Here is a 23948-nt window from a genome sequence, read left to right as displayed (position 1 = left end):
AATACATTGAAAAAGCTCCTCCCTGACCGCTTCCAAGTTTGTTTTAGAACGTCGTTTAGGTCATCTTCAGGGCCCACGCCCAATCCGCTCAGCAACAATACTTCAATATACCCCAATGATCAGTAATATTCGAAAGCACCAGCGATCAAATGCGACGGTTCAGGAGGTCCGGGCGACAGAATTGGAGCCCTGGTGGTAGCATTTTAGAAACTGTTGAGGTCCCAATCTTGTTTTTAACCAATCTTCCGCCTGTCGCGATATTGCAATTCACGTCTCCTGCGCATGGCAGATATTTGCAACGGTGAAGCAAAGACCGTTCTCCACCCAAGGCGCAAAATGTTATGACATCTTTGGGCTGGGCCCGACATTAATTTACTGCAAACCAAAGGAAGGAACGTCTCGCGATCTGGGTGTTCGCTCGACCAAAGATTGTGCGTGTTCAGCGAAAGGCTGGTTCAACGGGCCGCGCTGCAGTATCTCGACCCACTGGCGAACGGCAGCAATGGGCCGATCTAGGACAGCAGTGCCAATACCTGTTGGGTTTCAGCTCTCTGTCTGGCGGCATCAGGGATTTGGTAATACAGAAATCGGCCACTGTGGCATGAATCTTTGCTTGCTGGTCCAAGGGAATTATTGACCAGCGCATCTTCGATTAGGCAGAGATGTCCCATCAAAACGCCTGCACCTGCCTTCGCCTCTTCTACGGCCAAACTATAGAGCGAAAACTGCGGGCCGTTTCGTGGCTCTTTCAGAGGGATGCCGGTCGCCCCGGACCAAATGGTCCAGTCATCGGCCCATGTCTGATCGTGAAGAAGGGTCATTGTGTCAAGCGCATCCCTGCGCCCCAAAAGATCTGGCGCGCAAACGGGAACGATTTCATCGGCGCAAATGGGGATATGCGTGTCAGTCCCGTCAGGAACGCCAATGAAAATCGCCAGATCGAACAATTCCCGCGACAGGCTGGGCGGATACTCCATCGCCGTGACCGAAAAGTTGATCTCGGGAAAACGCGCCCTGACCCGGCTCAACCTTTTCGGCAACCAAAGCTGAGCAACAGATGGCAGGGCCGCGATATGAAAATCTGCTTTGGGCTTGAGGTTGCGCAGCGCGCGCGTGGCATCCGCCAGCCCGTCGAAGGCGGAGGTGAAGCTTGCTTTCAAAGACGCGCCTGCCTTGGTCAACGCGACGCCCTGCGCGTTGCGACGAAACAGCGGGGTACCCGCCCAGCTTTCAAGTGTTTTGATATGCTGCGATATCGCGCCGGGCGTGACGTTCAACTCCTCTGCTGCGGCGACAAAGCTGACATGCCGCGCCGCGGCCTCAAAGGCGCGCATGGCGTTCAACGGAGGCCCTTTGGGGCGTTTGGGCGCAACACTCATTTCCCTAGCCTTAGTTTTTCTACGCCAAGAAATAGCAAATCTGATTTGCGCTGTCACGGTTCCGCCGTCACAACATTCTGAAAAGGAGGACGGCCAATGACACTTGCAGAACGACACTGGGTGCCAAGCACAAGCGAAACCCTGGTTCAGGACATCGCACGGAAAGCATCGGTTGCAACATCTGAGGGTCTTCTGGTGCGGATCGAAGCACTGGCCGAACAGAACCGCAGGATCCACGAGGAAGAGTGCTTCAACCTCAACCCCGCGACCAACGTGATGAACCCCAAGGCCGAGGCGCTTTTGTCCTCGGGCATCGGTTCACGCCCGTCTTTGGGCTATCCCGGCGACAAATACGAAATGGGGCTGGAAGCGATTGAGGAAATCGAAGTGATCGCCGCGCAGCTCTGCGCGGATGTCTTCGACGCCAAATATGCAGAGGTGCGTGTGCCCTCTGGTGCGATTGCCAACCTCTATGGCTTCATGACGACCTGTAAACCGGGGGACACGATCATCGCTCCCCCCGCCTCGATCGGAGGCCATGTCACGCATCATGTTGCAGGCTGTGCGGGGCTCTATGGGCTACGCACTATCGAAGCTCCGGTAAACGCTGATGGCTATACCGTCGATCTGGAGCAGTTGCGGGCCTTGGCCCTGGCTGAGACGCCTAAGCTGATCACAATTGGGGGCAGTTTGAACCTGTTTGAGCATCCTGTGGCTGAGGTGCGGGCGATTGCCGATGAGATTGGCGCCAAGGTCATGTTCGACGCCGCACATCAATGCGGCATTATTGCAGGGCGTGCATGGTCGAACCCCCTGACCGAGGGTGCGCATTTTATGACAATGAGCACCTACAAGAGCCTTGGCGGACCCGCGGGCGGGCTGATCGTGTCAAACGATCCCGAAATCGCACAAGCCTTGGATGCGATTGCCTTTCCCGGTATGACCGCCAATTTCGACGTAGCAAAAACTGCGGCATTGGCCGTGACGATGCTCGATTGGAAAGACTTTGGGGCGGCCTATGCGACAGAGATGATCGCCATGTCGCAAGCCTTGGCTGCTGCGCTTGATACGCAAGGCGTGCCTGTGTTTGCGGGCGCCCAAGGGTTCACCAATTCTCACCAATTCGCAGTCCTGGCTGAGCCCTTTGGCGGCGGACAAGCAGCCTCGAGGGCTCTGCGCCAAAATGGCTTTCTTGCCTGTGGAATCGGCTTGCCGTTGGTGCCGGTTGAGGGGGATATGAATGGGCTACGGATCGGCACACCAGAGCTTGTCCGCTGGGGCATGACGTCGGCGGATGCCGAGCGTCTGGCAGGATTGATCAAACGCGGGCTGAGGAACGAGCAGGTGGGCGTTGACGTTGCGTCTTGGAGGCGCGAATTTCAAAAGCTCTGCTTTGTCCACTAACTGCATCCCGGCACCAGGACCGCCGCAGTAAGTAGTTGAAAAGTCGCAAATGCATCGAGTTGGAACATGTCCAGATTTCGCACACGCGGCGAATGGCAGTTATGCGGGCTGCAACCGCAACATTGAAACGACATGGCCAATGTCCGGATTGGGCGGCCCGTGTATGCCCAAACGTAGTTTCCCGCTTACCGTGTTCTGGGAAATCTCTCGTGGTGCCGCGTCGAGACGCGCCGTCACCTCCTGCGCGACTGGAAATAGCTTTCGTCCCGTGTCGCGCAGGACCACGCCGCGACCATGCTTGTCAAAGACCGGCTGACCCAGGATCGCTTCGAGGCGCTTGATCTGAAGACTTGTCGCAGATTGCGAACGCGTGGGGCTCAGGATCTTCAACGATTGCTATCGGGATCCGGCGTCAATTGACGAGCCTGCTGTAAGTCAGCCCAAAGCCGCGACATGACTTGCCCCATCGGCTGATCTCGTCGCCTTATGGCGAAGATCTCGGTATGCCGTGGGGGGTATCCTTCAACCGTCAACGGCACAAGTTCCCCGTTCGCCAATTCATGCTGCATTAGATGTTCTGGGATGCCACCCCATCCCAAGCCCGCCTTGAGTACTGATTTTTTGGCCTCGAAATCAGATACTGTCCAGCGCTGCCCGCCAGTGAGCAGATCGCGGCTTTGGTCGAAGGTTCGTCCTCCAGTACCCGACACAATCACCTGCGTGTAGGCCTGCATCTCCTGGCGGGAGCGCATACCGGTGCGCTGTGAGGCGGGAAAGTCCGGGCTTGCGACAGGGCGAATGACAATCGCGCCCACTGGCAAGGTTTCGACGTCATCCAGAGGAACGCCCTCGAGCCCGGCGATGATCAGATCTGCGTCGCCCTCTATCAGCCGCGCCAAAGGCCCTCCCATCATCTCGGTCGACACCCGAATATGTGTTTCGGGAAACTTCCGGCCAACGGCGCCAAGGACCATCAGGATGGGATCCAAGGACATGGTCGCCGTCATGACGACAGAGATCATAGGCTCCTGTTCGCTGCGTAGGCCCGCGGCCACTGATTTCAATCCATTTACCTGCTCCAGCACGCGGGCGGTCTCGCGATAAAAAACTTCACCTTCAGACGTCAGGCTGGGGCGATAAGCATCGCGAGAAAACAGATCGAAACCAAGTTCTGCCTCCAGTTTTCGGATTTGATGGCTGACGGCGGATTGTGCTTTGTTCATCCTCTCCGCCGCCGCACGGAAGGTGCCAGTGGCAACGATAGCATCCAGAGCGATGAGTTGGTCAAGCGTCATCTTGATAGTCCATATGATCTGTTGAATAGATCATAAACATGAAATCTCGATATTATCAATCGTTCGAAAAGAGAGGTACGACAAGGCAAGCAACACGAAAAAGGAGCTTGTCATGAAACTCTACTACGTACCTGGTGCCTGTTCGCTCGCCAGCCATATCATGCTGTACGAGGTGGGTGCCGAATTTGATACCGAGGCAGTCGATACCGCTGCCGGATTGACCGAAACAGGGCGCTCCTACCGCGATATCAACGCAAACGGATATGTACCGACGCTGGAAACGGACGCTGGTGAGAACCTTGCCGAAGGTGTTGCTATCCTTCAGTACATCGCTGACAACAATCCCGAGCGCGCCTACGCACCTTCCGCTGGCAGCGTCGAACGCGCGCGTCTGCAGCAGTTCCTGAATTACGCCGCTGCGGAATTGCACAAAGCATGGGGCCCGCTGTTCGCCAACGGCTCGACGGATGCGGAACAGGAAGCGGCACAAGAGAAAGTCGCAGCCAAGTATGACTATCTGGAAACGGTCTTGTCGGATGGGCGAGATTACTTGGTCGCCGATCAGTTCTCGGTCGCAGATGCCTACACATTTGTGCTGGTCAACTGGGCCAACTTTAAGGCGATTGACCTTTCGGGGTGGCCAAAACTTGCGGCCTATGTCGCGCGCATTGCGGCGCGTCCGGCTACCAAATCGGCCTTTGCTGCTGAGGGGTTGGTGCAATGACCGGTTCTGAAAACAGCGAGGTCTGCACTCTGCTGGGGCGCTATTTTGAGGGGCTCTATCACTCGGACAGTAAGGTGCTGCGCTCGGTGTTTCACGCAGGCCTGAGTTACGTGAACGGCACGGCAGGCACCTATGAACAGATGGGACTGGAGGCTTACATGTCGCGCATCGATGCGCGAACACCGCCTGCATCCCGTGGTGACCCGCGCGGCGAGGTGATCGAACGGATTGCCCTCAAAGGGGACCGGATCGGCATTGTTGAGGCGCGCATGACCATGATGGGCCGCAACTATCAGGACCTGTTGACACTAATCAATACAGAGGATGGATGGCGGGTGCTGACCAAAGTCTTTTCCTTTGTTGAGCGAAAGGATTGAAGCCATGCCCTATGTCAACATCAAGGTGACCCAGGAAGGCGGCCCCAACGGCACGGGCCCATCGGTAGAGGAAAAGGCCGAGCTTATCGCTGGCGTCACTGACCTGATGCAAAGGGTTTTGAACAAGAACCCGTCCACAACCTTTGTGGTGATCGACGAAGTGCCGCTCGACAACTGGGGTATGCAGGGTCAGCAGGTCAGTCACATTCGAGCGACCAAATCCTGAGCACAAGGCTCCTCCACATAATCCAATCCACAAAAATGGCGGCGTGCGGAACTGCGCGTCGCAGCTAAGGAGGCGTCATATGCCACGCTTTGAGCAAACTAAGGCAGATGCAAAGCTCTATGACACTCCCGGCGTGGCAACGCTGTTGGTGATCCCTCTCCTGGGCGAGACCCCTGACTTGGTTGAGGGCCTGACACTAATCAACGGACGAGGATGTTTTTGATGACCGACCACCGGCCAGCATGGCTTGTCTTTGCGCCCGGAGTATTTCTGGTGATGTGGTCAACAGGCTATGTCGCCGCCAAATTCGGTCTTGGCTATATCGAACCAATGACATTCTTGGCCCTGCGCTTTGCTTGCGTGGTGGTCATCATGGTTGGATTGTTTGTCATCCTGCGCCCACCGTTACCTCAGACACCATCGCAATGGATACATCTGGCTATCGTCGGGTTCCTTCTGCAGGCCCTGTATTTTGGTATGTTCTACATGTCATTCACCGCCGGGCTGTCGGTCGGGACACTTGCACTGATCCTTGCCATGCAACCCATAATGACAGGTCTGATTGCACCACGTTGGGCAGGGGAAACCGTCAGTTGGCGACAATGGGTTGGACTCGTCCGGGGGCTGGCGGGTGCAGTTGTCGTGATCACTGCACGCTCAGAGATCGCAGCACCGCATCCAATAGGATTTGTGTTTGCCATACTTGCCCTAATTGGCATCACAGGTGGATCGCTTTGGGAAAAGCGGTTCGGAGTTTCACACCATCCAGTCACCGCAAATCTGGTTGGTTTCACGGCAGGTCTGCTGGGGGTTCTCCCCTTCATGGTTGCCTTTGAAAGCATGCAGGTCACCTGGACGTGGCAACTCATTGCGTCGCTTATCTATCTGATCATCGCCAACTCACTGATAGCGATCGGATTGTTGCTGGCCATGATCCGGGCCGGTGAAGTGTCAAAAGTCTCCGCAATCTTCTTTCTTGTCCCTCCCATGGCGGCAGCCGTCGCGTGGATCGTTCTCGGGGAGGTCATGCCGCTTATCGCTTGGCTCGGAATGGTGATCGCCGGGCTCGGTGTCTTTGTGGCGACAGCAAGGACACAAAAAGCGACTTAGGTCTCTTCAAATAGGTCGGAACTAAAAATGTCATCCGCCGAGTTGCAACAGGAGTTTAGAATGAAAACGAACGATAAAGATGAATTATACATTGTTACGGGTGTTAGCGGGCGCACCGGTTCGGCCGCAGCCGAAGCGTTGTTAAGGGCAGGAAAACGTGTGCGCGTTGTCGTGCGCGAGGCGTCCAAAGAAGTTATCTGGTCTCGTTGGGGCGCAGAGGTGGTTTTCGCGGATTTCACCGATGTAGAGGCTTTAAACCGCGCGTTTTCTGGCGGCTATGGGGCTTATATTATCAGTCCGCCACAATACTCATCAGATACTTTGTTCGAACAAGCGGACGCTATGGCGCGCAACATCGCGGAAGCTGTGGCCAACTCACAGTTACAGAAGGTGGTCGCCCTGTCCTCGATCGGCGCTGACAAACCAAATGGGATTGGATGGATTGCCATGAACAGGGGTCTTGAGGCGTATCTGAGCCGAACAGAAATACCCGTGAGCTTTCTTCGTGCCGCGTACTTCATGGAAAACTGGGGTCCTTTGGTTCAAGCTGCAGAGCATGGCGAACTTCCTAGTTTTCTTGCTCCTCTTGAGCGGAAAATCCCGATGATCGCTACTAAAGATATTGGGCGTATTGCTGCGGAAGCGTTATGTGAAGACTGGCGTAACGTAAGGATACTTGAGCTGGAAGGTCCGGCGCGGTATTCGCCGATGGATGTTGCAAACTGTGTATCCCGAGTGCTTTCAAAGACGATAGTTCCTGCTGCATTGCCAACCTCGGCTTGGCCGCAGGCCTTATCCGGCGCAGGTTATTCAGCCCCCGCATTGGCAGGGTTTACGGAAATGACAAAAGGGCTCAATTCGGGGCATATCAGTTTTGCTGAGGATAGCGGTTTTGAGCGCAGGGCAGGAACTTTTTCCCTCGGTGCTGTCATCAGTGCGATGGTGACATAGACGGGGTGATTAGCGTGATAACAGCCCTTATTGCATTACAGTTCGAAAGGACCAATTTATGAATCCAATGGAAGGTGGCTGTCTCTGTGGGCGTATCAGGTTTCGCACGATCGGGCGTCCCGAATTTCCTCACACGTGTTCCTGTCGTATGTGTCAACGTCACACGGGCTCTCTAACCGCAACATGCGTGGAGTTTGCCGCGGAAGACGTTGAGTGGATCGGTCCTGATGGCAGGCCGGCCCTCTTTCGTTCATCGGAAAAGTCTTCCCGGGCTTTTTGTTCGACCTGCGGCAGTACGATTGGAGCCGTTGACGATGCTCTGGTTGTGGCATTGCTCACCGGAACTTTCGACAAACCCGGTCTCAAAATGCTCAAGCCGGATACACACTCGTACAAGGGGTCGCGACAGAAGTGGTGGAACCCAGAGGTAGGCCCATGCCTAACCTGATCTCTTTTTCGTTACTCGCGCTTAGTCTGTTCACCGTCACCTTCGCGGTGAACCTTCAGGCTCCGCTCTATGATGCCTATGCCGCACAAAGCGATGTCGGGGCAACGGCCGTGACCATTGCTTTCGCGGCCTATGTGGGCGGGTTGATGCCGACCTTATTGTTGCTGGGTGGGTTGTCTGACCGGATCGGCCGGCGGGTTCCAATTGCGCTCGCTTTGATCCTCGGAGCCGCAGCGACAGCACTCCTCGTGCAAATGCCGAGCTGGACCAGCCTCGTGATCGCCCGATTTATGCTCGGGGTTGGAACCGGTCTCGCGACGACCGCCGGAACTGCCTACATGACCGAAATCCTTGGCGTTGATCGGGCAAAAACTGCTGCATTGATCGTGACCTCGGCCACATCTCTCGGCTTCGGTGGCGGAGCATTAGCGACTGGGATAAGCCTGGGCTTCCAAGGCCCGACATTGTTGCCTGTCAGTTACATCGTCTTGTTTCTCATTGCGCCCGCCCTTGCGGTGATCGCTCTGGCTCTACCGCGCGTGGACACGCCCCGTCCTGTCTCCCTGCTGCGCCTCCCGGTGTTTCCGGCAGGCACATGGGTGTTCGGCGCGGCCATGGCTCTGGCATGGTCGACCACTGGCATGACCATTGCTGTGGTGCCGCTAGAACTGGCGGCAAATGATTTGGGCGGATGGACCGGGTTGGTTATTTTTCTCGCGATCTTCGTTGGGTTTCTGTGTCAGCCGATTGCGCGGCGTATGACCAACGAACGCGCCTTGGCGCTTGGCTTTGTCCTAATCCCGCTCGGGTTTCTGGTCCTTCTGGCCGGGGTTTGGCTGAAGCTACTGACCCTCGTTCTATTGGGAACCTGTATCACGAGTGCCGCAAGTTACGGGTTTACCTATCTTGCCTCACTTGCTGAGGTCTCGCTGCGCGCGCCTAACGAGCGTGCGCGTGCGACGGCTGGTCTGTTCGTCTATGCCTACTTCGGTTTTTCACTGCCCATCATCGCCAGTGGCGTTTTGGCGGACAAGTTTGGCCTTCTGAACGCAATGATCGTTTTCGCCGTGGCGCAAAGTATCGCCACCGCGCTGATCATTCTGAGCTGGAATAAACTCGTATCGTCCCAACTGTCTACTCCGAACGCGCGATAAAGCAGCCCTTCGCGCAGCCGCAGCGAAATGTAGCTTTGTTCGCAGACTGTGAGTTCGACCCGCAAAACGTATTGCACTGGCAGCGAATGTCCGGAAAGCGGGCGCATCCGCAGCAACTCGAAGGTAAGTCCAAGGTCCGGTTAGGGCCGCACGTCCATCTGCACACAGCGTCTGGCAAAATCGCAAAGGTCAGCTACAGTAGTCAATGTTCAAGCGCCCGCTTCAACACAGTCCTTTGCTGCTACCTAACAGTTGCGTGAGATTTTGGGATAGGTCGAAGAAAGTTGTGCCCTCCTAGCAATTTCAATTCAATACTGAAGAATATGAGTAATTTGGCGGAGATTTAAGTGCGACTTAGCGTGGGCATCGCTGTGTCAATTCTGGTGGCTGTGTCTATCGGGGTGTCGACCTTTATTGTCCATTCCCTGTGGTGGACGACTGCGCGCGACAATAGCCGCATGCTTGCAGCTGAAATCAACGGCCAGATCGCGAACACTGTCCGTATCGAATTGGGGGTAACGCTTAGGTCGGCCGAAGCCGCCTGGGCAGCCGTTCGCACGATCTTTGTCCAGAACGTCATCGCGACGCGACAGGCCGACAAGCGCGAGTTTGTTTTTCTGTCGCAATTGCAGGCGCAGCCGAATATCTCATGGATGTTCTTTGGCTGGCCCGATGGCAATTTTTTCGCGTCGCACCGTCTAGGTGACGGCGGGCTTGAGATGATTGAAATCGACAAGGGAATCCGCGACCGGATGCTACGGAAGGATCGCTACATCTTTATCCCCGGTGACATTCAGTTCGAGGAGCGGACCTTTACCGAAACATCCTATGATCCGCGCGAACATGCCTGGTTTGAAAACTTCATGGGTCTCAGCTCTGCGGGGTGGATCGAAACGCGCGACCTTCCGGATAGTAAAAAAACCGTTTACGCCTTTGCTGGTCCGATAGACGTCAACCGAACGCGGCAAGGTGTTCTGGCCGTTGCAATCGAAACGGATCGTTTGTCACGTTTTCTTGCCAAGCTTGCGCCCGGCGAATTCGGCGCGGCATTTATTCTGAACGCTGACGGCAAAGTTATTGCGGTACCTGATGCAGAAGCGGATGAGATTACCCCAGCGCGCATGGGCGAAGGGAAGCTTTATGAAGTTGCCATGATCTCAGGCGAAAGGTTGTTGGCAGACCCCCATGCGAATGCCCAGGGCACGTTGACGAAACGCGTCGTCATCGACGGCGTGCCTTATGCGGTGGCGCTGACGCCATTGGGGTTTTATGGCTGGCGCGTTGCCACGGTCATACCCGAAGCGGCGTTTCTGTCGGGCATCGATGAAACGCTGATAAACCTTATATACGTATTGATCGGTGTTGTGGTCGTCGCAACCGGGTTGGCGATCTGGCTGATCCGAAGCATTGTCGCAAATCCGTTGGCGCGCATCGCCGAAGATCTTGGCAAAATCGAACGCTTTGACGTCGAACGCATTGAGCGCAGACCCTCCAAACTGTCTGAGCTTGCCAATCTTTCTGCGGCAGCCGCGAGCATGGCTGCTGGTTTGTCCGCTTTCCGAAAATACGTGCCCACCGATCTCGTGCGTATGCTGGTTGCTGAGGGCATCAAGATACAGCCGGGCGGAGAAATGAAACAGATCTCTGTGTTGTTTTGCGATGTAACGGGTTTCACCGGGCTGTCCGAAAAACTTGGCCCAAAGATTGTCCAACTGATGGAGCCCTTCTTCAGCGCGGCCTCTGCGGCCATTACTCAAAACGGTGGGACGATCGACAAGTTTATTGGCGATGCCGTGATGGCGTTTTGGGGGGCGCCGCGTAAAGATGCCAACCACGCTGAAAATGCCTGCCGCGCAGCGCTGGACCTTGTCGCTGCCGTGGGCGCGTCCGGAATTAAAGATGAGGCTGGCAACCCCCTATGCGTCAGGATCGGGGTGAACAGCGGTGAGGCTCTGGTCGGAAATATCGGATCAGAGCAGCGGTTGAACTACACCGCGATTGGTGATGTCGTGAACGTTGCCAGTCGGTTGGAAGGGGCCAACAAAGACTATGGAACGCTGGTCCTGGTCGGGCCGGAAACGAGGCGACAGGCTGCTGACGCAATCGTGGTCCGCGAGTTGGACACGGTTACCGTGTTTGGACGTGTCGAAGAGCTGGTGGTCTACGAACTGATCGTAATGGCGGATGCACGTGATGGATCATTTGCCTGGATAGAGGCTTATGAACAGGGCCTTGCACATTATCGGACAGGGCGGTTTGAAGAGGCCGTTGCCGCATTCGCGGCCGCAGACCAGGCGCGAAACGGAGACCCCGCCTCAATCGCCATGATGGCCCGCGCCCAAGACCTGTTAGACAGGCCGCCAAAGGAAGGCTGGCGCGCGGTTACAAGCACCAATAAGAACCAATAGGAAACATCCGTTTAAGTTAAGGGGCTTCGGGAATGTCCGACAAGTGTCGCGTTGTGTGAGCTCAGCACGCCGGGGACTTCGCTCTCGCAGCGAATGTCCGGAAAATGGGTGCGACCGCAGCATCACCACGCGGTCGCCGAATGACCGGAATGGGCCGAAATCGAGATCCATCAGCAGAGGGGCAGGGGGCTATCCACGTGGCAATCTTGGCCCAGCTGAATGCTACCAATTCTGGAATGCGGGAGAATTAGGTCCGGCTGCGATGTAAGGCCGGTAACTGCTGCGCTGCAAAACTGAAAGGCCACCCGGTATAATGGGCAGATCACCACGATATGGACCGACCATGACCCAAAACCCCTGCGCCGGCTCACAAGAGACGGTTCAGGGGCTACTGCGTCAGGGAGATCATGCTGGGGTGTTCTGGGTGGAAGCCGATATGTTGGCTGAAACCTAGAGCCCGGTCACGAGACAGCAGGCTCGGGATTTGCTCTAAAAACAGATTGCAACCCGAAGTCACTCACCGCCCTGGACATAGCCGGTTTTGTTGCAAAGTTTTGAGCCCGACGAGCTGTTTTAACGATCGGATCGGAGCTAAGTTATGGTAAGTTTACGAGTGCGAACCAGCAACGATAATTGGGTCCCATTATCGTTGTCGATACGAACGGCCCATTCCCGACCTTGGACACACGGTCGGAATGCTGCAGCCGCCGCCCGCATTCCGGACATTCGGGGCCATAACAAACCCAGGGCTGATCGAATTCACACATCGCGGGGCAAAGTGAGCATCCGCCAGGCAGGTGCCAAGGTCTGCTTTCTTCACAAGTATCAAATTATCAAAAAGAGAGGTTGTCGACTTCAATTTCATTGTACGGCTGCGTATTTTGAAGAAGAACGAAGTTAAGGAACTCTCCAATTGCAAGGTCTTACATCTGACGACGAACGGTTACGCAGCCTAGATCAGCTCGCCTTGTTAGTCGAAAATCGATCTTTGGTCGACTACGATTTCAAACGGGCAACAGGCTCGCTTGATCAGGATCTAAAATTTGTATCTGATGCACTACTCCGCGACGCGAACACATGGAGATTGAACAGGGCATTTCATGCGGTTCACGCGCCAAGTTTCCTAGCGATTATGTCGATGTTGGATAACATAGACGAAATGAAGTCGGTCAACGAAGGCGAACGGCACCAGATTTACAGCTCGATCAATCGTGCCGCTCAGTTGGCATCTTCTGCGCGTGAACGGATCGAACAATCTGCGCTTACCGAGGCCAAGGTCGAACTCAGTGTGCTTGCCAAATATGCACCGATGGCCTCACAGGAGTTCAAGAGAGCAACATTTTTCGAACGTACTCGCGAAGGCGTTTTGTCGGCCTCCAACACTACCCTGCAAAGGGCCAAAAATAGCGTTGAGGCCGTTCCAAACATGGTTGGTGCGCTTAAGGACGGTGTTTCGACATCACTTGAACGCGCGAACGCTGTTCCAATGCTCGCATCCAATTTGCAGCGGACGCTGGCCGGAATGGTGTCAGACAACGTCACAAAGCCAATTGGAATGCGACTACAGGCCAGCGGCAAAGCACTCACTCACGGGACGGGCGCGGGTGTTGGTCTTGGCGTTATGGCAGCAGTTCTGTTTCCTCCATTACTCCCAGTCAGTGCCGGAGCAGCAATTTTGGTGGCGATGCGGTCTTGGCGAACGGGAATCAAAAAAGCTCAGAAACTCAGTGGAGAGGAGCGGGACGAACGGATTGCCAAATTAAAGGCGGAAAGGGCTGCGGCCCTTCTTCAACTAACGAATGGAGCGCCTTCGGTTCAGATGGAAACTGAGGAGCTTAGCTTGACGCTCGACGCCGAGACGGGTGAAGCGGACGCACTCATATTGAAAGGGGAGCACGCGGGGCGAACGTGGTCTGATTTATCCCCACTTGAAAAAGCCGAAACCGTTTCACTTTTTGCTCAGGGAGCCGATGCACTGTTGAGAATTCTCGAATATGGGAGCGAAAATCTCTAACCCTACGAAAGTAAAGCCGATATTCCTAGGAAGCACAGCATCGGTTAAAGTGGGCTCCCAGCAGACCTCCGAGGCGACGCAGCATCCTGTGAAATTGTCTCTCGTCAATGTCGGGTTGTCGTTGTGGGAGGGCATGGCGGATCGGAGGGTCAGTCATGGAAACCCAAACATACCTGCCATTCGCGTGCTTCGCCCAACCTAGAACAAGGGACGTATCGTCGGTCAGAAGCGGCCGCTAAAACCTAAGCATGTCTGGGCGTTCCGAGTTCGACTTGAACTGGCCGAAAACCACCGCGACCCCGCGTTGTTCAACATGGCAAGTTTTACGAGGCGAGGGCATCGATGACGATCGACGGCCTGCACATCATCGCAAGCTTTTTCAGTTACTTTTGGGTTGTCTCTCCCATAAAGTGCGTTGAAATCAGAGTTGGCGGTGATCGAATGAACGGCGCAGAATTGTTAGTCAAGACCTTTCTTCACAACGGTGTCGATACGGTTTTCGCCAATCCAGGCACGTCTGAAATGCACTTTGTTGCGGCTCTCGATCGACATCCCGAGATGAACTGTGTTTTGTGCCTGTTCGAAGGTGGAACGACGGGCGCCGCTGATGGCTACTACCGCATGAAACGGGACGTTGCCGGCACTCTGCTGCATCTTGCACCGGGGCTAGGCAACGCATTTGCCAATCTACACAACGCCAGAAAATCGGGGTCCGGGATCGTGAATGTGGTGGGAGATCACGCAACACATCACCTGCGCTATGAAAGCCCACTCAGAGGCGACATTATTGGCGTAAGTCAGGCCATAAGCCATTGGACACGAGTTTCTGATCAGGCCACAAGCGTCGCATCGGACGGGGCCGCAGCCATCCAGGCCGCCCGATCTCAAAACGGCCAGATCGCCACTCTTGTTCTTCCCGCCGATACTGCTTGGGATGCAGCGACTGGCCCTGCGACGAATAGCATTCTGCCCCAACCACTTCATTGTCCGTCCTTGGAAGACATCGAGGCCGCAGCTATGCGTCTGAAGACTGCAAACGCGGCTTTGATGATAGGTGGGTCCGCGCTTTTTGGTCCACTTCGTGTACTGGCTGGAAAAATTTCCGTCAAAACCGGATGCCGCCTGTTGGCGGATACTCTAATCCCTCGAATTTCGAAGGGGGCCGGGGCTGCCAAATTGGATCAACTTGTGTATCCAATTGCTCCCAAGATCGCTCAGCTTGAACAGACATCGTCAATCACTTTGATCGGCACCGACCAACCCGTTGCCTTCTTTGCATACCCGGGGAAACCGAGCACACCCGAGCCCGCCGGTTGCACGGTTTCAAGTCTGTGTGCTCCGACGGATGATATTGCCTGGACTCTTCAAACACTGGCAGACGCAGTTGGTGTTTCGAGCAAGACACAGCTGAACACATACGCTCTCGACCTGCCTCCAATCCCAACCGGAGATCTCACCTTAGCAAAAGTCGGCCAGACGTTGGCGGCCCTCATTCCCGACAATGCTATCGTTTGCAATGAATCCGTGACGTCCGGGTTTCACGTCATTCCTCCGACCGCAACCGCGCGACCACATGACTTGCTTGGGGGAACCGGTGGGGCGATAGGGCTTTGTCTACCGTGCGCAACTGGTGCAGCCATTGCGTGTCCAGACCGAAAGGTCATTGCTCTAACAGGCGATGGATCCGCCATGTATACGTTGCAGTCTTTGTGGACCATGGCGCGCGAAAGCCTGGACGTTACGGTGATTGTATTTGCCAACCGCGGCTATCAAATCCTTCGGGATGAACTGGCGAATGTCGGTGTTGAGAGTTTTGGCAAGAATGCTGAGGCGATGTTTGATGTGGAAAACCCAACGCTTGACTGGGTTGCGCTCGCCAAAGGGCATGGGGTTCCCGGGACACGAATTGAAGACACCGATGGCTTTGTAAAAGCCCTTTCCGCGGGGCTATCATGTGGCGGCCCTTCCTTGATCGAAGTTGTGTGCCCGCCAGCACCTTGAGCACAAATTCTTTTTGAAACGGACGGCCCATAGAACGCGTTGCACGAATAGCGCTTGGGCCGCATTTGCCCCTTTCCCCGGTTCGTTATGCGCTTCGTTCACAGGTCGCACAACCGAGATAAGTCCTGCGGTTTAGAGCTTTGACAGCGACCTTGGTTTCGGTTGTCTGGGTCTCCAATTTTCGGCTGCGCAACTCTGATCCGTTGACTTGTTTGTATCGCCCAATATGGGCGTTGCGTGCGGCCCACTCTCCGGGAACGGCGTTCTTCGGAGGCGGAATGATCAGCTCGACATCCGTACCGAAAGCCTGTCGGATCGTTGCGGCGGTTGGTGTACCGTCCTAAGCACCGTCTGCGATGAAACGGTGCTTAGGACGGTACACCTCGGCAAGAAGATCAGGCAATGCGCCGGGATATCCGACATGCTCGGTTGTTAGGCGTGACGCGACGAGCTCGCCGCTCTCCGGGTCGAACCCGATATGCAGTTTACGCCATGTTCTGCGAGCCTTTGGCAGCCCATGCTCCTCCCGCATCCAGTCGCGGCCACCGTGGACACGCAACCCGGTGCTGTCCACAACCAGCGTGATCGGGCCACCGGCCATGCGGATGTCAGACACGATCAGAAGTGTTTGCGCACGACGGCAGAGCGTCGAGTAATCCGGCACGGGGAGATCCAGTTCCATGAGCCGCAGCAGACTGCGCACAAAGCCCTGAGTTTGCCGAAGCGGCAGGCCGAACACCACTCGCAAGGTAAGACACATCTCGATCGCCAGATCGGAGTATCGCGGCTGACCGCCGCGCTTGCCTGAACGCCTTGCACACCATCCAGACACCGCGTCCTCGCCAAACCAGACCGTCACGTCACCACGCTGGCTGAGCACCTCGTTGTATTCGGCCAAGTTCTTCACACGGTACTTTACCTTCGCAAACTTATCCCGCCGCGACGCATTGAATTTGAAAGGCGTCCCAGCATCCCGCAGCCAATCCGAGGGACCAGCTAGGCATCAGAAACAATTTGTGCAACACGCTCCCGTCGACGGAATTCTGAACTAAAAATTGAGATCAGATACTCGTCAATCTGCACAGAAATCGATCAGAACCCTGTTGAACAGCCCAGGTTTTTCCAGATGCGTCGCGTGGGCGCACTCTGGTATCACTGCCAGGTTGGCGTCGGGAATTGATTGCCACAATTGCTCGGTCTGACTCCAGGGATAGGTGCGATCCCTGTCACCCCAGATAACCAGTGTTTTGACTTCGATGTCCGCTAAGCGTTCCGCCCCACTCCAGCCTTCCATCGCATCGAGCCCGGTGAGTATAGACTGCAAGTTGCATTGTTCGGCGATCACGGCGCAATCTTCATATGCTGCGTCCTTTTCCCGTTCGAGAAACCAGGAGGCCGCAATTCGTCTGGCTGTGGCCTGCGGTCCGTCGGCACGGGCTCGGCGTTTTGAGGTTCCTATGGTCTCGAACCGGCCTGGCAACACCCCCAACGCACCGGTGCCATAGAGCACCAAACGCGCGATGCGCCCCGGTGCGCGGGCGACCATTTCCTGCACAACCATCCCGCCCATCGAGTGGCCGATCAGGTGGAATTGTTGGATACCGCGCTCCGTCAATTCATTTAGCGCCCAGTCAGCATACCCAGCTATACTGTCCAACGCATCAAGCCGTGCATTCTTACCATATCCTGGTAGATCCAGCGCGATGACATCGAAACCTGACAGGTCTTCGGCTTGCCTCTGCCACTGCTGACTGCCGCCCAAGAATCCATGGACAAATACAATCGGCGTCATTTGCGCCCGCCCTGCACGATGCGATCAAGGATCATGGCACAGAACAGGATCGCAAACCCGGCGAGGATGCCCTGACCCACATTGGCATATTGCAAGGCCTCAAGCACATCTTCGCCCAGTCCTTTGGCGCCAATCAGTGATGCCACAACCACCATCGCCAGCGACAACATGATCGTCTGGTTTATCCCTGCCCGGATCGACGGGCTTGCGAGCGGCAGGTCGACCTTGGTGAGCAGATACCACTTGTTGGCTCCAAAGCTGATCGCTGCTTCGCGCACGCTTTCGGGCACACCGCGCAGGCCAAGAACAGTCAAGCGCACCACCGGTGTTCCCCCAAAGATCATCGTAACCACAACTGCCGCCGGTTTGCCGACGCCAAAAAAAGCGATCACTGGCACCATAAAGACAAATGCGGGCATGGTTTGCATGAAATCCATGATGGGTTGGATAAAGGCATAAAACCTTGGGCGGCGGGCGGCGAACATGCCAAGTGGTATGCCGATGACAATCGACAAACATGCGGCTGTCCCCAACAACGCCAGCGTGGTCATGGCGCCTTCCCAGAAACCCAACAAGCCCATATAGGCCAGAAATGCCCCCGAATAGATTGCTGTGCTGATCCCTGCGGTCAGCCAGGTCAGCAAAATGATCAGACTGGCGATTACGATCCACGGCGTCTGGACCAGAATGACTTCGAGAGCGTCGAGCAGCCCGCGGATCCCGAATGTCAGAGCATCAAAGAAACCCTCGCTGTTGCGCACGCACCATGCGATGAATTCTTCCACCCAGGTGATGCCAGTCAGGCGGAGGTTCGGGTCTGTGGGAAATTGGCTGAGGAGCGAAAACCGGCCCGGGAAACTGTAGTGCATCATCGCGGCCGCAACGATCAGCGCCATGAAGATCGCGCTGAACACGATTTGCGATACCGGCATGGCAGAGCGGATCGACCGATCCGACAGCCAGTCAGAGAAACGGGCCTCCAGCGCCCAGTTGGCCACTTGCGACTGCACGGCCTTCACGATCAGCAGGATGACTAGGCCGGTCAAAACAATTGAGGGGCCTTCGGCGGCTAACGCCTCGGCCTCGGCACGGATGCCGCCAATGTTATCCTCAAGAGATTCGACAGTGCGGCGATAGACATCAATCTTGTCCGATTGGTTCTCGATCGCGGCGGCGAGTTGCTGTTTGCGCAATTCCAGCGTGCCTTCGATCGAAGCGATGCGCGCCATTGCGTCAGCAGCAAGATCGCCAAACAGACCACGGGCGATCTGCACAAAAGCAATTGTTTCCAGGATCAGAAAGGGCAGCGCCCATGACCACAGCCCGCGCGCGCCAAACCACACCGGACCAAACAGCCCCGCCATCAGGTTGAAGGTCGGCGTGAAACGGGACGAGGCACCGATCTTATCGAAATTGCGGATGTAGTAGTCAGGGTTGGTGCGGACAAAGGTTCGAATGTTATCGCGGCGCTCTTCGGCATAGGCCAGGGCGGCTTCGCTTTCGGTATCTTCCAGCGGGTTCACATCAGAGGTATTCATGACACTTCGGTCCCTTCGATCACAGTACGCAGCAGATCGGCACGGGTAATCACGCCGACATCAACGCCGCCGTCCTCCACTAGAATGGCACTGCTGTTGTCGATCGCCAGATTGATCAGCGTGCTGAGGTTTTCACCCTCGTTGACGCGTGGGGCATCGGCCGCCAGCGGGCCATGGGCTGCTATGTGTTCGGGTATGGGCTGCATGACTGCGTGGGCACGCACCACCTTGAGCCGGGAAATGCCCGCAACAAAATCGGCCACATAATCGTCAGCGGGGTTCATGACAATGTCTTCGGCCGTTCCAATCTGCACGACCTTGCCATCACGCATGATTGCGATGCGGTTGCCGATGCGAACCGCTTCATCCAAATCATGGGTGATAAAAATCGTGGTCTTCTTCAGGATCTTACTCAGCCGGATGAATTCATCCTGCAATTGCCGACGGATCAGCGGGTCCAACGCTGAGAATGGTTCGTCCATCAACAACACATCCGGGTTAGCTGCCAGCGCTCGGGCCAAACCCACACGCTGTTGCATGCCGCCTGACAGCTCATGCGCGAATTTCGATCCCCAGGCGCCAAGCTCTACAATGTCCAGAATGGCGGCGGCCTGACGCATCCGCTCATTTTTGCTGACCTGGCGGATTTCCAGTGGCATCGCGACATTATCCAGCACCGACCGGTGCGGCATAAGTGCGAAGTTCTGAAACACCATGCCAATCTTGTTGTTGCGAAACTGCTGAAGCTCTTTTGGCCCCAGGGCCATGACATCGGTGCCTTCAATCTCGATCTTGCCGTCAGTGGGTTCAAGCAGCCGGTTGAAATGGCGGACCAGAGTAGACTTACCACTGCCGGAAAGGCCCATAATGCAAAAGATTTCGCCCCGATTGACCGACAGGCTGACATCAGCAACACCAACAACACAGTTGTAGTCCGCCAACACCTGAGCCTTGCTAAGCCCCTGATCCCGGATCGCCTGCAGCGCGACCTCGGGCCTGCCTCCGAAAATCTTCCAAACATTCGAAATTTCGATAACGGTATCGTCGCCCATAGGTCCCCCAGCGGTCAGCGTTCGGGTGGCGCCATGAAACGGCGCCACCGTGTTCCTTGAGCGAGATCAGAGGCCCAACCAGGCGTCCACGCGGTCAGGATTGGCGTCGACCCATTCGCGGGCGACCTCTGCCGGATCACGTCCTTTCCCGCTGATTTCGTAGGCGAACCCGCTGACGTCATCAGCCGTCACTTGGAAATTCGCAAAAAAATCGGCAATCGCAGGAGAGCGATCCGGGAGGGTATTGGACCAGGCGATCTGAACGTTCTTAAGCGCGTCTTTGGTGGCAACACTGGAATTGGTGTACCAATCCGGATCATCAGATGGCTGAACCATCACGTATTTCGCGGGGTCAAATGTCGGTTCACTCAACATCTGGACGTCGAACATGTACCAAACCGCGTGCGGTTTGTAGCAGTAGAAGGCATATCCTTCGCCCTTAGCGATACTATCCTTGATCCGCGCGGTTTTCACACTTTCTTCAGCACGCACCGGCTCGATGAAATCAAGCAGGCCGTAGTCCCGGGTTTTAACCTCGTTCACATTCGCCGACGCCCAGCCCGGCGCGCCGATCCACATTTCGCCCTTACCATTGCCATCGCTATCCATCAGTGCAGCGACGTCCGGACGGCCCAAATCAGCGATGTCAGTGATGTTGTTGGCCTGGCCAAAGTCCTGGCTGACGCAAAAGCCCTGATTGCCTTCGTATGGGTTCGAGGACAGGGTTACCGTTCCGGCCTCATCTACATATTTTTTGGTAAAGCTCTCTTGATTGGGCAGCCACACATCGGGATGCACGTCGATGTCGCCCTTACCCTGATCCATTGCCTGGAAAATAGTGGCGTTGTTCCCCGGCACAAATTCTACCGTACCTCCGATGCGCGTCTCAACAACTGCCCCCAGAAGATGCGCAATTGCTTGCGCCCCGGTCCAGGACGGCACACCGATCTTGACCTCTTCGGCAGCAAAAGCAGGCATTGCATAGATACCAACCGCAGCCGCAAGGCCCAGTGTCGTCAGATTCGTTCTCATGATAGTCTCCTCTGTTGATTTGCGCCGTGTTTTGGCGTCGTTCTTTAGTCATTCGATTTCCTATCGCGCCATAGGATCGTGCTAAATTGTCTCGGGCTGCGACTGCAGCCGGAAGGCTGAAAAAGGCGCAAACCGCCAAGTCCTGCCTGGAAGTCTAGATCATGAGGTTTTCCGAGGGCCAATTCGAACATTTCATCAAACTATTCGTTTTGTGCATAGTTACAGTTATGCTTGGCCAATGCGCCCTTTGACATGTAGGAACTTCCATTGGATCTGAACTGGCTGCGTGATTTTGAGTGCCTTGCCCGAACGCTGAACTTCACCCGTGCGTCCGACGAACGTAACATAACACAATCTGCATTCAGTCGTAGAATCAAAGCGTTGGAGAGTTGGGTCGGGCTGCCATTGGTCAACCGGGCCACATATCCGGTGCAACTGACAGAGGCGGGACAACAGTTTCTGCCCGTTGCCTTGGCTGCGATATCGCAGTTGTCAGAATCACGTCAATCACTGCGGGATGCTGACAGGGGGGACAGCCGATTCATTCGATTTTCGGTGCTTCACACCCTTGCGGTCAATTATCTGGCTGCCCGGATCGAAGAGTTGCAACTGCAAATCCCCGATTTGCGCACACGTGTACTGTCCGATTCCTTAAGCACCTGCTGCGATCTTTTGGTCGAAGGCGCAGTCGACATCCTGTTGTGCTATTATCACCACTCGGTCTCGCCGATGATTGACGAGGCTGCATTCGAGCGAAAGGATCTGTTGAAGGATCGTCTGGTGCCGGTGGCTGCGACTGAATCGGCGCGCACCATGGGGTGGAACCTCGCACGTCAGGATGGCCCGCCAATCCCATATCTGGCCTATGACCGCTCGTCATTTCTGGGCATGGTTGTTGAAAATACCATAGATCGGAAACCGCTGAATGCTGAGACGATCTATGTCGATAGTTTGGTTGAGACCATCAAACGGCGCCTGATGACCGGAAGTGGCTTCGCTTGGATGCCTGAAACCGCGATTTCGGTTGAACTTGACGCGGGACTGCTGGTGCCTATCGGCGATGACACTTGGTGTGCGACGCTCACGATTTCTGCCTTTTCCAATCCGACAATCTTTGACAAAACTGCCCGCCAGTTTTGGGATCGATTTTAAGCTAACCCGCCTGTTTCCCAAACCCATGTCGTCCCAAGGAATAATAGCCCTCGCTATTCCGCCTCACCATGTTGACCCGACTGAGAAAATTTACAAATTTCGGCGACCAGCAGGTCGATGGTGTCGATAACATTGGCGTCCGCCGCCACACTGTCGGCAATTAGCGAGAATTCCGAACACGCAACGATTTGCAGGTCTACGCTTGCTGCAACAAGTTCATGCGAAGCACCCCGCAATGTTTCGCGCGCATCGCTACAAGGGCCGTTTGCTTTGATGCTGCGGATTGCCGACAGCATTTCTTCATCATCTTTGGGCCAGACGACAGAAAGCCCTCGCGCCGACAGTGCAGTTTCGAACAAACGTGTGCGCCGCACGGCGGGCGAAGCAAGCATACCGACACACCCCCCGGAGCCAATCGTTCTGGCTGCATAATCAGCTGTCAGGTCAACCATGTTCAACAGCGGGATGTTCACCGCACCTGTGATTGCTTTGGCATAGTGATGCGCGGTGTTGCACGGCATTGCCAGCGCCAAGGATCCGGCAGTCTGAAGACGACGCGCCATTGTGGCCAGCGTCGGCCCAGGATTTTCTCCGGTGCCTGCGATCAAATGCGCCATCCGCGACGGTACTTGCGGGTTCATGTCGATCAACAGCGGGATGTGGTCGCAGTCATCACTCGCAGGCACCGCCTCCACCAGCTTACTCTGGAGGAGGATGGTCGCTTCGGGCCCCATGCCACCAAGAATGCCGACCGGACGCGGCGCCATGGCTCAGACAGTCACCCAGCGGTTTTGATGATCAAAGGCAAAGTCATACCCTCCGAGAGCTGCAGCGCCCCCGGTGTGCAGGAACACGACCCGCTCATCTTTAAACTCACCCTTGCGCGCAAGATCGATCAAACCCGCTGCACCCTTGGCCGAGTAGCACGGATCCAGAAGGATGCCCTCCAGTTCGGCAAACATCTGGATCGCCTCTATGCCGCTTGTGGTCGGCAGGCCATAGCCCTCGCCGACATAGTCGGTATTGGCCATCACGTCCTCGCGCCTGACCACATCTGCGCATCCCAGCTTCTCGGCAGTTTTGCAGGCAAGGTCGTAAACCATTTGTTCCTGTTTGGGTTGCGGCGCCCTTGTGCCGATGCCCAGCACGGGCACCTGAGCACTCATTGCGCACATGCCCGTAACAAGCCCTGCCTGTGTTCCCGAAGAGCCGGTCGCATGCACCAATCGATCAATTCTCAAACCGCTGTCATTGGCCTGACCTATAATCTCAAAAGCGGCATTCACATAGCCGAGCGCCCCAGTCGGGTTCGATCCGCCGCCTGGAATGACATAGACATTGCGTCCCTCTGCCCGTTTCTTGTTGGCTGCTTTCTCCATCTCGCCCGGCATGTCGTGGCCACCGGCAAACTTTTCCGTGGTCGCGCCATGCAGATGATCAAGCAGCACATTGCCATTGGTGTTGTAGTTGGCATCTTCATACCCTGTGCGATCTTCCAGAAGGATATGACAATCGAGCCCAAGCTTGGCGGCAAATGCTGCGGTCTGTCGGCCGTGATTGGTTTGCGTAGCCCCCTGAGTCATTACCATATCTGCACCCTGCGCTTCGGCCTCTGCCATCAGGAATTCAAGCTTGCGGGTCTTGTTGCCCCCAGTTGACATGCCAGTGCAGTCGTCCCGCTTGATCCAGATTTCGACACCCAGCTCTTTTGACAGACGTTTCATCGGCTCAAGCGGCGTCGGAAGATGAGCTAAGTGCAGGCGAGGGAAGCGGGCAAGATGCATGTGAGAGCTCCTAATATTGATTTACGTCAACTTACTCCTCGCTATCTCTGTATTCAAATTCGAAAGTTGACGCCTATATTGCAAGAGTTGCATATTACGCGAGGCTG

The 23948-nt window shown here is 55.7% G+C and carries 23 protein-coding genes and 1 pseudogene; 14 read left to right on the top strand and 10 right to left on the bottom strand.

Annotation, left to right across the window (positions count from 1 at the left end):
• Nucleotides 1–512: 512 nt before the first annotated feature.
• Complete coding sequence (locus SJY13_RS07110) at nucleotides 513–1379, bottom strand: LysR family transcriptional regulator (protein WP_377189469.1); 867 nt, start codon at nucleotides 1377–1379, stop codon at nucleotides 513–515.
• A gap of 96 nt (nucleotides 1380–1475) precedes the next feature.
• Here SJY13_RS07110 and SJY13_RS07105 point away from each other — a divergent pair, with 96 nt between their 5' ends.
• On the top strand, nucleotides 1476–2783 hold the full coding sequence (locus tag SJY13_RS07105; protein ID WP_377189466.1) for a serine hydroxymethyltransferase: 1308 nt from the start codon (nucleotides 1476–1478) through the stop codon (nucleotides 2781–2783).
• Nucleotides 2784–2882: 99 nt separating this feature from the next.
• On the opposite strand, the gene SJY13_RS07100 is transcribed toward SJY13_RS07105, so the two are convergent.
• Nucleotides 2883–3173, bottom strand: a complete 291-nt coding sequence (locus SJY13_RS07100; protein ID WP_377189463.1) for a LysR family transcriptional regulator — start codon at nucleotides 3171–3173, stop codon at nucleotides 2883–2885.
• Nucleotides 3170–4078 (bottom strand): LysR family transcriptional regulator, encoded by a 909-nt coding sequence (locus SJY13_RS07095; protein WP_377189460.1) that lies wholly within the window; start codon nucleotides 4076–4078, stop codon nucleotides 3170–3172. Before SJY13_RS07095 ends, SJY13_RS07100 begins: the two co-directional genes overlap by 4 nt.
• A 112-nt stretch (nucleotides 4079–4190) precedes the next feature.
• Between SJY13_RS07095 and gstA the strand changes: the two genes are divergently transcribed.
• The 12 genes and pseudogenes from gstA (at nucleotide 4191) to SJY13_RS07035 (ending at nucleotide 15491) form a co-directional block, all read left to right on the top strand.
• Nucleotides 4191–4802: a glutathione transferase GstA gene (gene gstA / locus SJY13_RS07090; protein WP_377189457.1), complete on the top strand. Its 612-nt coding sequence runs from the start codon at nucleotides 4191–4193 to the stop codon at nucleotides 4800–4802.
• Nucleotides 4799–5179: a nuclear transport factor 2 family protein gene (locus SJY13_RS07085; RefSeq protein WP_377189454.1), complete on the top strand. Its 381-nt coding sequence runs from the start codon at nucleotides 4799–4801 to the stop codon at nucleotides 5177–5179. Before gstA ends, SJY13_RS07085 begins: the two co-directional genes overlap by 4 nt.
• 4 nt (nucleotides 5180–5183) lie before the next feature.
• Nucleotides 5184–5405, top strand: coding sequence for a tautomerase family protein (locus SJY13_RS07080; RefSeq protein WP_377189451.1), 222 nt, complete (start codon nucleotides 5184–5186; stop codon nucleotides 5403–5405).
• A 79-nt stretch (nucleotides 5406–5484) separates the two neighbouring features.
• Nucleotides 5485–5628, top strand: a complete 144-nt coding sequence (locus SJY13_RS07075; protein ID WP_377189448.1) for a hypothetical protein — start codon at nucleotides 5485–5487, stop codon at nucleotides 5626–5628.
• Nucleotides 5628–6515 carry a DMT family transporter gene (locus SJY13_RS07070; RefSeq protein WP_377189445.1) on the top strand — a complete coding sequence of 296 codons (888 nt, stop codon included), beginning with the start codon at nucleotides 5628–5630 and terminating at the stop codon, nucleotides 6513–6515. Before SJY13_RS07075 ends, SJY13_RS07070 begins: the two co-directional genes overlap by 1 nt.
• Before the next feature lie 60 nt (nucleotides 6516–6575).
• A complete protein-coding gene (locus SJY13_RS07065) occupies nucleotides 6576–7466 on the top strand; it encodes an NmrA family NAD(P)-binding protein (RefSeq protein WP_377189442.1) in 891 nt (296 codons plus the stop codon).
• 58 nt (nucleotides 7467–7524) lie between these two features.
• Nucleotides 7525–7914: a GFA family protein gene (locus tag SJY13_RS07060; protein WP_377189439.1), complete on the top strand. Its 390-nt coding sequence runs from the start codon at nucleotides 7525–7527 to the stop codon at nucleotides 7912–7914.
• Nucleotides 7902–9068 carry an MFS transporter gene (locus SJY13_RS07055; RefSeq protein ID WP_377189436.1) on the top strand — a complete coding sequence of 389 codons (1167 nt, stop codon included), beginning with the start codon at nucleotides 7902–7904 and terminating at the stop codon, nucleotides 9066–9068. The genes SJY13_RS07060 and SJY13_RS07055 overlap by 13 nt, the downstream gene beginning before the upstream one ends.
• A gap of 347 nt (nucleotides 9069–9415) precedes the next feature.
• Complete coding sequence (locus tag SJY13_RS07050; protein ID WP_377189433.1) at nucleotides 9416–11476, top strand: adenylate/guanylate cyclase domain-containing protein; 2061 nt, start codon at nucleotides 9416–9418, stop codon at nucleotides 11474–11476.
• Between the two features lie 913 nt (nucleotides 11477–12389).
• Entirely contained in the window at nucleotides 12390–13490 is a 1101-nt protein-coding gene (locus SJY13_RS07045; protein WP_377189430.1) for a hypothetical protein, read from the top strand.
• Between the two features lie 214 nt (nucleotides 13491–13704).
• Nucleotides 13705–13809 (top strand): annotated as a pseudogene (locus tag SJY13_RS07040) (integrase); the annotation flags it as partial.
• Between the two features lie 122 nt (nucleotides 13810–13931).
• Complete coding sequence (locus SJY13_RS07035) at nucleotides 13932–15491, top strand: acetolactate synthase large subunit (protein ID WP_377189427.1); 1560 nt, start codon at nucleotides 13932–13934, stop codon at nucleotides 15489–15491.
• A 340-nt stretch (nucleotides 15492–15831) separates the two neighbouring features.
• On the opposite strand, the gene SJY13_RS07030 is transcribed toward SJY13_RS07035, so the two are convergent.
• The 5 genes from SJY13_RS07030 to SJY13_RS07010 all read right to left on the bottom strand — a co-directional run bounded on the left by SJY13_RS07030 (nucleotide 15832) and on the right by SJY13_RS07010 (nucleotide 20905).
• Nucleotides 15832–16389 carry an IS5 family transposase gene (locus SJY13_RS07030; RefSeq protein ID WP_377189424.1) on the bottom strand — a complete coding sequence of 186 codons (558 nt, stop codon included), beginning with the start codon at nucleotides 16387–16389 and terminating at the stop codon, nucleotides 15832–15834.
• A gap of 174 nt (nucleotides 16390–16563) precedes the next feature.
• Complete coding sequence (locus SJY13_RS07025; protein WP_377189420.1) at nucleotides 16564–17283, bottom strand: alpha/beta fold hydrolase; 720 nt, start codon at nucleotides 17281–17283, stop codon at nucleotides 16564–16566.
• Nucleotides 17280–18821 carry an ABC transporter permease gene (locus SJY13_RS07020; protein ID WP_377189417.1) on the bottom strand — a complete coding sequence of 514 codons (1542 nt, stop codon included), beginning with the start codon at nucleotides 18819–18821 and terminating at the stop codon, nucleotides 17280–17282. Before SJY13_RS07020 ends, SJY13_RS07025 begins: the two co-directional genes overlap by 4 nt.
• Nucleotides 18818–19873, bottom strand: coding sequence for a quaternary amine ABC transporter ATP-binding protein (locus SJY13_RS07015; RefSeq protein WP_377189414.1), 1056 nt, complete (start codon nucleotides 19871–19873; stop codon nucleotides 18818–18820). Before SJY13_RS07015 ends, SJY13_RS07020 begins: the two co-directional genes overlap by 4 nt.
• Before the next feature lie 66 nt (nucleotides 19874–19939).
• Nucleotides 19940–20905, bottom strand: coding sequence for an ABC transporter substrate-binding protein (locus SJY13_RS07010; RefSeq protein ID WP_377189411.1), 966 nt, complete (start codon nucleotides 20903–20905; stop codon nucleotides 19940–19942).
• A 267-nt stretch (nucleotides 20906–21172) separates the two neighbouring features.
• Here SJY13_RS07010 and SJY13_RS07005 point away from each other — a divergent pair, with 267 nt between their 5' ends.
• Nucleotides 21173–22057 carry a LysR family transcriptional regulator gene (locus SJY13_RS07005; protein ID WP_377189408.1) on the top strand — a complete coding sequence of 295 codons (885 nt, stop codon included), beginning with the start codon at nucleotides 21173–21175 and terminating at the stop codon, nucleotides 22055–22057.
• Between the two features lie 53 nt (nucleotides 22058–22110).
• Here the strand turns inward: SJY13_RS07005 and SJY13_RS07000 are convergent, their stop codons facing one another.
• Both SJY13_RS07000 and SJY13_RS06995 read right to left on the bottom strand, forming a co-directional pair.
• Nucleotides 22111–22791, bottom strand: coding sequence for an aspartate/glutamate racemase family protein (locus SJY13_RS07000; protein WP_377189405.1), 681 nt, complete (start codon nucleotides 22789–22791; stop codon nucleotides 22111–22113).
• 36 nt (nucleotides 22792–22827) lie between these two features.
• Nucleotides 22828–23841 carry a D-cysteine desulfhydrase gene (locus SJY13_RS06995; RefSeq protein WP_377189402.1) on the bottom strand — a complete coding sequence of 338 codons (1014 nt, stop codon included), beginning with the start codon at nucleotides 23839–23841 and terminating at the stop codon, nucleotides 22828–22830.
• Between the last annotated feature and the right edge of the window lie 107 nt (nucleotides 23842–23948).

Source organism: Ruegeria meonggei (assembly GCF_042768335.1).
Taxonomy (GTDB): domain Bacteria; phylum Pseudomonadota; class Alphaproteobacteria; order Rhodobacterales; family Rhodobacteraceae; genus Ruegeria; species Ruegeria meonggei.
The sequence above is the reverse complement of the archived record's forward strand: the minus strand, read 5'-3'. Positions and strand labels throughout refer to the sequence as shown.

What these genes read in the sequence shown, in the direction of transcription:
- SJY13_RS07110 (WP_377189469.1), bottom strand. Translation starts at nt 1,379, where the DNA reads ATGAGTGTTGCGCCCAAACGCCCCAAAGGGCCTCCGTTGAACGCCATG.
- SJY13_RS07105 (WP_377189466.1), top strand. Translation starts at nt 1,476, where the DNA reads ATGACACTTGCAGAACGACACTGGGTGCCAAGCACAAGCGAAACCCTG.
- SJY13_RS07095 (WP_377189460.1), bottom strand. Translation starts at nt 4,078, where the DNA reads ATGACGCTTGACCAACTCATCGCTCTGGATGCTATCGTTGCCACTGGC.
- gstA (WP_377189457.1), top strand. Translation starts at nt 4,191, where the DNA reads ATGAAACTCTACTACGTACCTGGTGCCTGTTCGCTCGCCAGCCATATC.
- SJY13_RS07085 (WP_377189454.1), top strand. Translation starts at nt 4,799, where the DNA reads ATGACCGGTTCTGAAAACAGCGAGGTCTGCACTCTGCTGGGGCGCTAT.
- SJY13_RS07080 (WP_377189451.1), top strand. Translation starts at nt 5,184, where the DNA reads ATGCCCTATGTCAACATCAAGGTGACCCAGGAAGGCGGCCCCAACGGC.
- SJY13_RS07075 (WP_377189448.1), top strand. Translation starts at nt 5,485, where the DNA reads ATGCCACGCTTTGAGCAAACTAAGGCAGATGCAAAGCTCTATGACACT.
- SJY13_RS07070 (WP_377189445.1), top strand. Translation starts at nt 5,628, where the DNA reads ATGACCGACCACCGGCCAGCATGGCTTGTCTTTGCGCCCGGAGTATTT.
- SJY13_RS07065 (WP_377189442.1), top strand. Translation starts at nt 6,576, where the DNA reads ATGAAAACGAACGATAAAGATGAATTATACATTGTTACGGGTGTTAGC.
- SJY13_RS07060 (WP_377189439.1), top strand. Translation starts at nt 7,525, where the DNA reads ATGAATCCAATGGAAGGTGGCTGTCTCTGTGGGCGTATCAGGTTTCGC.
- SJY13_RS07055 (WP_377189436.1), top strand. Translation starts at nt 7,902, where the DNA reads ATGCCTAACCTGATCTCTTTTTCGTTACTCGCGCTTAGTCTGTTCACC.
- SJY13_RS07035 (WP_377189427.1), top strand. Translation starts at nt 13,932, where the DNA reads ATGAACGGCGCAGAATTGTTAGTCAAGACCTTTCTTCACAACGGTGTC.
- SJY13_RS07025 (WP_377189420.1), bottom strand. Translation starts at nt 17,283, where the DNA reads ATGACGCCGATTGTATTTGTCCATGGATTCTTGGGCGGCAGTCAGCAG.
- SJY13_RS07020 (WP_377189417.1), bottom strand. Translation starts at nt 18,821, where the DNA reads ATGAATACCTCTGATGTGAACCCGCTGGAAGATACCGAAAGCGAAGCC.
- SJY13_RS07015 (WP_377189414.1), bottom strand. Translation starts at nt 19,873, where the DNA reads ATGGGCGACGATACCGTTATCGAAATTTCGAATGTTTGGAAGATTTTC.
- SJY13_RS07010 (WP_377189411.1), bottom strand. Translation starts at nt 20,905, where the DNA reads ATGAGAACGAATCTGACGACACTGGGCCTTGCGGCTGCGGTTGGTATC.
- SJY13_RS07000 (WP_377189405.1), bottom strand. Translation starts at nt 22,791, where the DNA reads ATGGGGCCCGAAGCGACCATCCTCCTCCAGAGTAAGCTGGTGGAGGCG.
- SJY13_RS06995 (WP_377189402.1), bottom strand. Translation starts at nt 23,841, where the DNA reads ATGCATCTTGCCCGCTTCCCTCGCCTGCACTTAGCTCATCTTCCGACG.